Origin of the sequence: Pseudomonas sp. o96-267 (assembly GCF_003935465.1) — a bacterium.
GTDB classification, from domain to species: Bacteria; Pseudomonadota; Gammaproteobacteria; order Pseudomonadales; family Pseudomonadaceae; genus Aquipseudomonas; species Aquipseudomonas sediminis.
Genome location: NZ_RHQP01000068.1, coordinates 1 through 7,445 on the forward strand (window position 1 = coordinate 1; position 7,445 = coordinate 7,445).

Genomic DNA, 7,445 nt, shown 5'->3' on the forward strand with positions numbered 1-7,445 from the left:
TTGCTTGGTCATCAGACACCTCTCTATGGCGAGCATTCTCGCCCTAAATGGGTGTCCGGGATCAGTAGACCACTACATTCTGCTGGCGAGAGGGGGAGGGGTTACTGGCCATGGGCATCCTTGCAAGGGCAATGTACCGACCTTACTGCGAAATGATGGCTCTGCGCCATAGCCCGAAAGGCTATGGCGCTTTGCGTTGAATCAGCCGTTGCGGCGGCTCAGTTGCCAGCCGCCGTTGCCGTGCAGATCGGGCGGGTGGCTGTGGAGGCCGCCGCAGTTCGCTTGCTGTATCCGTGCAGTGCTTCGCTAAGTTCTGATGCTCAGGCTAATGCCGTGCGCTGCCTGCCTTCTACCCGGCGTTTCAACGCCGCCCCTTCGACGATTTCCAGTCCGCCGCCCTGGGCGCGCGCAGAGCGGCCCCAATCTTCCAGCAGTTCCATGCAGGCATGGTCGATATAGCTGACCCGCGCCAGGCTCAGGTGCAGGCGGGTGCCCGGTTCGACGCTGGCCAGCAGCTTGGCCAGTTGTGGCACACGTAGGAAGGTGGCGGCGCCGCTCATGCGCAGTTCGGCGCTGTTCGGGCCGGTGGGCACCAGCTTCGCGCGCAGGCGCGAGGCGCTCCACACCAGTTTCAGCAAAGTCAGGCCAAAGCCCACCAGCACGCCGGTCAGCAGGTCGGTGAAGACGATGCACAGCGCGGTGGCGATATAGATGAACACCGGGGCGCGGCCGTATTGGCCGAGGTTGCGCATGGCCTTGGGGTCGACCAGTTTGCAGCCGGTGTACACCAGCACCGCGCCGAGGCTAGCCACCGGGATGCTCTGCAGTACGACAGGCAGCAGAGCGACCAGGGCCAGTAGCCAGGCGCCGTGGAGGATGGTCGAGGCGCGACCGCGAGCGCCGGCCTGGACGTTGGCCGAGCTGCGTACGATCACCCCGGTCATCGGCAGGGCGCCGACCGCACCGCAAAGCATGTTGCCGATGCCCTGGGCGGACAGTTCGCGGTTGAAGCGTGCACGGGGGCCATCGTGCATGCGATCCACGGCGGCGGCAGACAGCAGCGTCTCGGCGCTGGCGATAAAGGCCAGCGCCAGTGCCGCGATCAGCAGTTGTGGATCGGCCAGGCTGGCCAAGCCCTGCGGGGTAATCCAGTCGATGGCATCGCCGAGGTTGGCTGGCAGCTCCACGCGCTTGACCGGTAGCGCGAGCCACAGGCTGGTCAGGGTGGCGAGCGTCACCCCGACCAGCGCGCCAGGCAGAAAACGCAGCGGCGCCGGGCGAACACGCTCCCACAGCCAGATGCTGGCGATGGTGCCGAGGCCTACTGCACCGGCGATCATGGCGTTGCCGCCGAGCAGGCTCAGCGCATCACGCACCGCGCCGGGGAAGGCCAGCAGGTTGTCGAGGCCGGAGGCCTTGGGCGCAGCGTCGATCATCACGTGCACCTGCGACAGCACGATAAGGATGCCGATACCGGCCAGCATGCCGTACACCACAGCAGGCGCGGTGACGCGAAACCAGCCGCCCAGGCGCAGAGTGCCGGCGACCAGCTGGATCAACCCGGCGAGCAGCAGAACCGGGCCTAGTGCAGCCATGCCATGGGTGCGCACCAGCTCGAATACCAGCACCGCGAGGCCGGCTGCCGGGCCGCTGACCTGCAGCGGCGCACCTGCGATGAAGCCGACCACCAGACCGCCGATGATGCCGGTGATCAATCCCTTGGCCGGCGGCATGCCGGAGGCGATGGCGATGCCCATGCACAGTGGCAGGGCGACGAGAAAGACCACCACGGACGCCAGCGCGTCCCGTGGCAGTGTGCGAAATACATTCATGGCGTTATCTCTCCTTGCCCAACGCGTGGGCAAACGCAGCCCGTGCCCGCGCCTTGATGGGCGCAGGCTCTGGAAAGTGGGGGATCAGGCGCTGGCGTAGCGCGGTTGCGGGGTGGCGCAGGGCTGCTCGTCGCCATCAAGCGCAAGGAAGTTGCCCGAAGCGGCGTCGTAGGCGCGGATGCCGCCACTGTCGATGTCGTATACCCAGCCATGGATGTGCAGTTGGCCGCTAGCCAGGCGTGCGGCGACGGAAGGGTGAGTACGCAGGTGGTCTAGCTGGGCCACCACGTTCTCCTCGGTCAGCACGCCGAGGGTTTCGTGGGCGCTGCCGCAGTTGCAGTTGCTCTCGACCACACTTCGCGCCACTTCGGCATGGCGCAACCAGGCGCGCACCGTGGGCATGTCGTCGAGGCTGGCCGGGTTGAGCACGGCCTTCATCGCACCGCAGTCGGAATGGCCGCAGACGATGATGTGCTGCACGCCGAGCGCCAGTACCGCGTACTCGATGGCCGTGGAAACGCCGCCGTTCATCTGTCCGTAGGGCGGCACCACGTTACCCACGTTGCGGGTGACGAACAGGGTGCCGGGGTCGCTCTGGGTAATCAGCTCGGGGACGATGCGCGAATCGGCGCAGGTGATGAACATGGCGCTGGGCGATTGCGCCGAGGCCAGGCGCTTGAACAGTGCCTGCTGCTGGGGGTAGACCTCCTGGCGAAAACGGCGAAAGCCCTGCACCAGTTGGTGCAGGGCGGCCTGGGCCTGGTCCTTGGCAACTGGGCGCAGGGTCTTGCCGGTTCGGGAAGCGGTTGAGTTCATCGTTGCATCTCCTGTGATGTTCGTCGGTGACGTTCTCGACTGCCAGCCAAACGCCTGTGACCGGCTGGTCACTTCCAGGGCAACGATAAAGATTCTTACTTAATCAAAACTGAACGAGAGGCTCTAAAACGCCACTATTGGCCAGTCGCCCGATGCGCTGCGAGAACCACTGCTCGCCTTCATGGCCGCCTGCTTGTCAGGCAACGCGGTGCTAAGCATCATGCCGACTCGTTTTCATCGCCAGGGAAGGTTATCCATGCGCATGCCCGTGTTGCTCGCTCTGTGCCTGTCGCCGCTTGTTGCGGCCGCAGAAGGTACGCTCACTGCCACCGTCGTTCACGCCGATTTCTCACAGGCACCGGAAGTGCGTCTGCTGGTGCGCGTGCTGGACGAGGCTTTCGGTACCGATCAGGAGTCTATCGTCAGCAAATGTCCGGTGGCCAGAGAGCCGGGAGAACGCCTGGCGCCGAACAGTTGTTTCGAGGTGAGCATCGACGAGGGCAGCGGTCCTCAGCAGCCGATCTACCAGACGTTGCTGGCCAAACCGGAACGTGCCAGTGACCCGATCTATCTGGAGCTGGTCTATCGCACCCAGCTGCAGCCGCATCACGACGACTTTTACAGCCGGCCCACGGCGCGTTTGCGGGTCGAGACCAATGGCTTCTACAACTGGAACGCCGAGATGCCTCTGGCGTTGCCGCAGAACCTGATGGCGCTGGGCGGGATCAGTGCGTTGGTGTTGGGCGATGCCGATGCGCTGCTCAATGCGGCTTACCGCGAGCGCCAGAGGCAGCTATCGGACGAGGCGGGTACGGCACTGCGCCAGGCGCAGCGTAACTGGATCGCGATGCGTGATGCCGAATGCAAACCCTATGGCGAGGACCAGCCTTATTCGGTGTTCGGCGAATTCAGCTACGACTGCCTGGTGCGCCTGACGCTCGACCGCGCCCGCCAATTGGCCGTGGTGCGTGGTGATCAGAGTTGATCAGTGCTCGCCCTTCATCGCGCCACTGAGGCCGAACATCAGCACCAGCAGGTTGGCGTCCGGGTTGGCTGCGGGCTGTACCTGCTTGCGCAAAGGCGCGGTTGGGCAGGGTTCCACAGCGGTGCAGGCTTGCGCTTCCAGTACGCGTGGGCCGGGCTCCTGCCAGGCTGCGGCGGCGATTGCCGTTACGCTGAGTGCGAGGCCAAGGAACAAACCTCGTGCTATTTCTAATTTCATTTTGCTAACCCCTTGAAAGCGCTGCCAAACGCTGTTTGCTAAACCTAGATCACCCATTGCCTCGTCGTCGTCTCATGCGACGAACGGTCTTAGCGTGTAGCTGGCATCAGCCGGGGCTGTGCTGGGACTCGGGCCTGGTCGGTTGGTTCAACAATGGTGCAGGTAACGTCTTAACGTAACCTTAGGTGCCGGTCACGGCGCCCTGTAACAGCCAGCCTTGGCAGGTGCAGTCGCCTGCAGCCTTTCTCGTTACCTGGCGCAAAGGTGCGAGGTAGAGCCACTTCCTGGTGGGGGTAATGCGGATGGAGCGAGGTATTGCGGATAAAGCACTGCCGGCACTGGGCCGGCAGTCGTTTACTCAGGCAATAGCTGTGCCGAGACCTTTGGCGCCATCGGCGAATATCTGGCGATAGCCCTGCAGCACTTGTTGCCAGTCGGCATCGGACCAGGGGCTATGGCGTCGTAGCTGCGGCAGGTCATGCTGAGCGGCCTGCACGCGGGTCAGGCGGCGACGGCTTTTTTCCAGATCGAGCAGGGCCACCTGCGGCGTTTCGCCGTCGATGCGCACGAAGATGTGTTTGGCGTACAGACAACCGTGCTGCCAGCGTCCCAGGTGCATGCGTGCCAGAGTCGCACCAACCAGTTGCAGCAACTGGGCATGCACTGCCTCGCCGCACGTTTCACGGCCGCCCTGGGCATACCAGAGCTCGATGTTCTCGAAGCCTTCCAATGCCTCGGTTACCAGCAGGCCGCGCCAGCCTTGCTGCTGGTCATAATCGATACCGCAATAGATCATCCGCGGCACCATCACGCCCAGAGAGGGCAGGGCCTGCAGGGCTTTGCGTTCGCGCAGGACTGTGGGGCGCCCCTGCGGGTGCAGCAGGCTGCGGTAGATATGGCCGATCTGTTTCTTGGCGTAGAGCACGCCGGTTTCATCCAGCAGACGCTGCACACCACTTTCGCCGCCGCGACGAACGTTGGGCTCTTCGACCCAATCACCTTGCTGTTGCCACCAGTGTTGGAATGCCTGCTGGGGAATTTCGCTCGTGCTGCAAAGGGCCATGTCTTTCTTCTTCTATTGGAGGTTTGCGCAGTGCTCGTCTCGTGAACGCGTACTACGTTGTTCAGGCTTGTAACAAAACATAAGCAAACAACGTTCCTGAGTCCACAGGAAATGTCAGTGAACTTCTGATCGGTCTGACTGCTTCGCGAGCAATAAAAAACCCCGCGACGGGCGCGGGGTTCTTTGTGCTGCGTGGGAGCCGGTCGGCTTACATCATGCCGCCCATGCCACCCATACCGCCCATGCCACCCATATCAGGCATGGCCGGAGCCTTGTCGTCAGCCGCTTCGGCAACCATGGCCTCGGTGGTGATCATCAGGCCGCCGATGGAAGCAGCAGCTTGCAGGGCCGAACGGGTGACCTTGGCCGGGTCGAGAATACCCATCTCGATCATGTCGCCGTAGGTGTCGGTCGCGGCGTTGAAGCCGAAGTTGCCCGAACCCTGCTTGACCTTGTCGACCACTACGCTCGGCTCGCCGCCGGCGTTGGCAACGATCTGACGCAGCGGCGCTTCGACAGCGCGACGCAGCAGAGCGATACCGACGTTCTGGTCTTCGTTGTCGCCTTTCAGGCCGTCGATGGCCTGCAGGGCACGTACCAGGGCTACACCGCCGCCAGGTACCACGCCTTCTTCGACGGCTGCGCGGGTAGCGTGCAGGGCGTCTTCAACGCGGGCTTTCTTCTCTTTCATCTCGACTTCGGTGGCAGCGCCAACCTTGATCACGGCAACACCGCCAGCCAGCTTGGCCAGACGCTCTTGCAGCTTCTCTTTGTCGTAGTCGGAAGAGGTTTCTTCGACCTGCTTGCGGATCTGTGCAACGCGGGCTTCGATGTCGACCTGGGCACCAGCACCATCGATGATGGTGGTGTTGTCCTTGTTCAGCACGACGCGCTTGGCGTTACCCAGGTGCTCCAGAGTGGCGCTTTCCAGGGACAGGCCAACTTCTTCGGAGATGACGGTACCGCCGGTCAGGATGGCGATGTCCTGCAGCATGGCCTTGCGGCGGTCGCCGAAGCCCGGAGCCTTGACGGCAGCGACTTTGACGATGCCACGCATGTTGTTGACGACCAGGGTAGCCAGCGCTTCGCCTTCGACGTCTTCAGCCACGATCAGCAGCGGACGGCCAGCCTTGGCAACGGCTTCCAGAACCGGCAGCAGTTCGCGGATATTGGAGATCTTCTTGTCGACCAGCAGCAGCAGCGGGCCTTCCAGCTCGGCAACCATGGTGTCCGGCTTGTTGATGAAGTACGGAGACAGGTAGCCGCGGTCGAACTGCATGCCTTCTACGACGGACAGTTCGTTTTCCAGGCCCGAGCCTTCTTCAACGGTGATGACGCCTTCTTTACCGACCTTGTCCATGGCTTCGGCGATGATGTCACCGATGGAGCTGTCGGAGTTGGCGGAGATGGTGCCTACCTGGGCGATGGCTTTGGAGTCAGCGCACGGCTTGGCCAGGTCTTTCAGCTGAGCAACGATGGCGGTGGTCGCCTTGTCGATGCCGCGCTTCAGGTCCATCGGGTTCATGCCGGCAGCGACGGACTTCAGGCCTTCGTTGACGATGGCTTGAGCCAGAACGGTAGCGGTGGTGGTGCCGTCACCGGCTGCGTCGTTGGCCTTGGACGCTACGTCCTTGACCAACTGGGCGCCCATGTTTTCGAAGGCGTCTTTCAGTTCGATTTCCTTGGCAACCGACACACCGTCTTTGGTGATGGTCGGGGCACCGAAGGATTTGGCCAGAACCACGTTACGGCCTTTCGGGCCGAGGGTGGCTTTGACGGCGTCGGCCAGTACGTTGACGCCAACGAGCATTTTCTTGCGGGCGGAATCGCCAAACTTGACTTCTTTAGCAGCCATGTTGATCAGTCCTCAAATTCTTGAAGGTTAAACGGAGATTCGTGGGAATCAGGCTTCGACGACAGCGAGGATTTCGTTCTCGCCCATTACCAGCAGGTCTTCGCCGTCGACTTTGACGGTGTTGCTGCCGGAGTACGGGCCGAATACCACCTTGTCACCGACCTTGACGGCCAGCGGACGGACTTCGCCGTTATCCAGAACCTTACCGGTACCGACGGCAACGACTTCACCTTGGTTCGGCTTCTCGGCGGCCGAACCCGGCAGCACGATGCCGCCTGCGGTTTTGGTCTCTTCTTCGCTGCGACGGATCACGACGCGGTCATGCAGAGGACGAAGCTTCATTGTCGATCTCTCCTAACAATTGAATGGCCAACTTGCCGACTCTTGATTGGTCGGCGGGTTTGTAAAATCCGGCGAGGCCGGGCGCGGCACGCTGGGCGCACCGCGAAAGTTGGACTGCCTCAGGGGCAGGCACCTTGCGGTGACTGCTACATGTGGGCGGGCAAGGGCATTTCAAGGGGCGGGGGTGAAATTTTTTGTGCTGCAGAGAGGGGCGAACGTGTGTAGGAGCCGGGGGGGGGGGGGGCGGGGGGGGGGCGGGGGGGGGGGGGGGGGCCGCGCGGGGGGGGGGGGGGGGGCTGGGGCGGCGCGGGGGGG

Annotated in this window: 7 protein-coding genes; 1 reads left to right on the top strand and 6 read right to left on the bottom strand. The window is 63.0% G+C overall.

Going from position 1 to position 7,445, the window contains the following annotated elements:
* Window positions 1-320: 320 nt before the first annotated feature.
* Both EGJ86_RS24515 and EGJ86_RS24520 read right to left on the bottom strand, forming a co-directional pair.
* On the bottom strand, window positions 321-1,832 hold the full coding sequence (locus tag EGJ86_RS24515) for a SulP family inorganic anion transporter (protein WP_125836924.1): 1,512 nt from the start codon (window positions 1,830-1,832) through the stop codon (window positions 321-323).
* Window positions 1,833-1,916: 84 nt separating this feature from the next.
* On the bottom strand, window positions 1,917-2,648 hold the full coding sequence (locus EGJ86_RS24520) for a carbonic anhydrase (protein WP_041980660.1): 732 nt from the start codon (window positions 2,646-2,648) through the stop codon (window positions 1,917-1,919).
* 256 nt (window positions 2,649-2,904) lie between these two features.
* Here EGJ86_RS24520 and EGJ86_RS24525 point away from each other — a divergent pair, with 256 nt between their 5' ends.
* Complete coding sequence (locus EGJ86_RS24525) at window positions 2,905-3,633, top strand: lysozyme inhibitor LprI family protein (RefSeq protein WP_125836925.1); 729 nt, start codon at window positions 2,905-2,907, stop codon at window positions 3,631-3,633.
* Here EGJ86_RS24525 and EGJ86_RS24530 read toward each other — a convergent pair whose 3' ends face one another.
* From EGJ86_RS24530 to EGJ86_RS24545, 4 genes are all read right to left on the bottom strand, one after another.
* Window positions 3,634-3,870: a hypothetical protein gene (locus tag EGJ86_RS24530; RefSeq protein WP_099526161.1), complete on the bottom strand. Its 237-nt coding sequence runs from the start codon at window positions 3,868-3,870 to the stop codon at window positions 3,634-3,636. It abuts the gene before it with no gap.
* A gap of 358 nt (window positions 3,871-4,228) precedes the next feature.
* Window positions 4,229-4,933, bottom strand: coding sequence for a lipopolysaccharide kinase InaA family protein (locus EGJ86_RS24535; protein WP_125836926.1), 705 nt, complete (start codon window positions 4,931-4,933; stop codon window positions 4,229-4,231).
* Between the two features lie 208 nt (window positions 4,934-5,141).
* Complete coding sequence (groL, locus tag EGJ86_RS24540) at window positions 5,142-6,788, bottom strand: chaperonin GroEL (RefSeq protein ID WP_099526159.1); 1,647 nt, start codon at window positions 6,786-6,788, stop codon at window positions 5,142-5,144.
* A 48-nt stretch (window positions 6,789-6,836) separates the two neighbouring features.
* Window positions 6,837-7,130 (bottom strand): co-chaperone GroES, encoded by a 294-nt coding sequence (locus EGJ86_RS24545; RefSeq protein WP_017675400.1) that lies wholly within the window; start codon window positions 7,128-7,130, stop codon window positions 6,837-6,839.
* Between the last annotated feature and the right edge of the window lie 315 nt (window positions 7,131-7,445).

Excerpts from the sequence above, each read along its gene's own strand:
- EGJ86_RS24515 (WP_125836924.1), bottom strand. The coding sequence starts at position 1,832 with ATGAATGTATTTCGCACACTGCCACGGGACGCGCTGGCGTCCGTGGTG.
- EGJ86_RS24520 (WP_041980660.1), bottom strand. The coding sequence starts at position 2,648 with ATGAACTCAACCGCTTCCCGAACCGGCAAGACCCTGCGCCCAGTTGCC.
- EGJ86_RS24525 (WP_125836925.1), top strand. The coding sequence starts at position 2,905 with ATGCGCATGCCCGTGTTGCTCGCTCTGTGCCTGTCGCCGCTTGTTGCG.
- EGJ86_RS24530 (WP_099526161.1), bottom strand. The coding sequence starts at position 3,870 with ATGAAATTAGAAATAGCACGAGGTTTGTTCCTTGGCCTCGCACTCAGC.
- EGJ86_RS24535 (WP_125836926.1), bottom strand. The coding sequence starts at position 4,933 with ATGGCCCTTTGCAGCACGAGCGAAATTCCCCAGCAGGCATTCCAACAC.
- groL (WP_099526159.1), bottom strand. The coding sequence starts at position 6,788 with ATGGCTGCTAAAGAAGTCAAGTTTGGCGATTCCGCCCGCAAGAAAATG.
- EGJ86_RS24545 (WP_017675400.1), bottom strand. The coding sequence starts at position 7,130 with ATGAAGCTTCGTCCTCTGCATGACCGCGTCGTGATCCGTCGCAGCGAA.